Here is a 1,306-nt window from a genome sequence, read left to right as displayed (position 1 = left end):
TCGTAACGCTCCTGCTTGCCGCTGATCTGCTTGGGCTCGCCGTTGTTGGCCGCCAGCGTGCGCAGATCGGCCAGGGCCAGCTTGCCCTGCTCGAAGTCGCGGCCGGCCCCGCTGTCGAAGCTGGCGTAACGCTCGGCCCGCCACTGCTCCCACGGCGACTCGGTCAGCAGCGCATGGGCCACTTCCAGCCCGCGTGCGAACGCGTCCATGCCGCCGATATGGGCGAGGAACAGGTCCTCCAGGTCGGTCGATTCGCGACGCACCTTGGCATCGAAGTTCAACCCGCCTTCCAGCCCGCCCTGGCGCAGCACCACCAGCATCGCGCCCACGGTGTCGTACAGGTCGGTCGGGAACTGGTCGGTATCCCAGCCGTTCTGCGCATTGCCGCGGTTGGCGTCGATGCTGCCCAGCAGGCCCTGGTCCGAGGCCACCTGCAGGTCGTGCTCGAAGGTGTGCCCGGACAAGGTGGCGTGGTTGGCTTCGATATTGAGCTTGAAGTCCTTTTCCAGCCCATGCTGGCGCAGGAAGCCGGCCACCGTGGCGCTGTCGAAGTCGTACTGGTGCTTCATCGGCTCCATCGGCTTGGGCTCGATCAGGAAGTTGCCCTTCAGCCCGATGCTGCGGCCATAGTCGCGGGCCATGGTCAGGAAGCGGGCGAAGTGTTCGACCTCGCGCTTCATCTGGGTGTTGACCAGCGAGGCGTAGCCTTCGCGGCCGCCCCAGAACACGTAGTGCTCACCGCCCAGCTCCACGGTGGCCTCCAGCGCCGCCTTGACCTGCACGCCCGCGCGCGCGACCACGGCGAAGTCCGGATTGGTCGACGCCCCGTTCATGTAGCGCGGGTGCGAGAACAGGTTCGCCGTACCCCACAGCAGCTTGGTGCCCGTCGCCTCCTGCCGCGCCTTGGCCAGGCCGACCATGTGCTTGAGGTTCTTCTCGTACTCGCCGATGTCTTCGGAATCGGGGGAAAGATCGATATCGTGGAAGCACCAGTACGGCACCCCCAGCTTGCTGAAGAACTCGAACGCCGCATCGACCTTGGCCTCGGCCGTGGCCAGCGGCGCGCCGGCTTCCCACGGGAAATGGCGGGTGCCCGGACCGAAGGGATCGTGGCCGGCGTTGCAGAAGGTGTGCCAGTAGCACACCGCAAAGCGCAAGTGCTCGGCCATGGTCTTGCCGCCGATGCGTTTGTCGGCCTCGTAGACCTTGAAGGCCAGCGGATTGTCCGAGCCTTTGCCTTCGAAGGGAATCCGGCCGATACCGGGGAAATATTCTTTGCTGCCGATGAATGGGGACTTGTTCATGA

The 1,306-nt window shown here is 65.4% G+C and carries 1 protein-coding gene; it reads right to left on the bottom strand.

The window, feature by feature from the left end:
- Positions 1–1,304: xylose isomerase (gene xylA / locus J2W94_RS18100; protein WP_310096405.1), on the bottom strand; the 1,304-nt coding region annotated here is incomplete at its 3' end.
- Positions 1,305–1,306: the final 2 nt, after the last annotated feature.

This window comes from Pseudoxanthomonas sacheonensis (genome assembly GCF_031455975.1).
Classification (GTDB): Bacteria; Pseudomonadota; Gammaproteobacteria; order Xanthomonadales; family Xanthomonadaceae; genus Pseudoxanthomonas_A; species Pseudoxanthomonas_A sacheonensis_A.
Note: the sequence above shows the minus strand (reverse complement) of the source record. Positions and strands in the feature narration are given on the sequence as shown.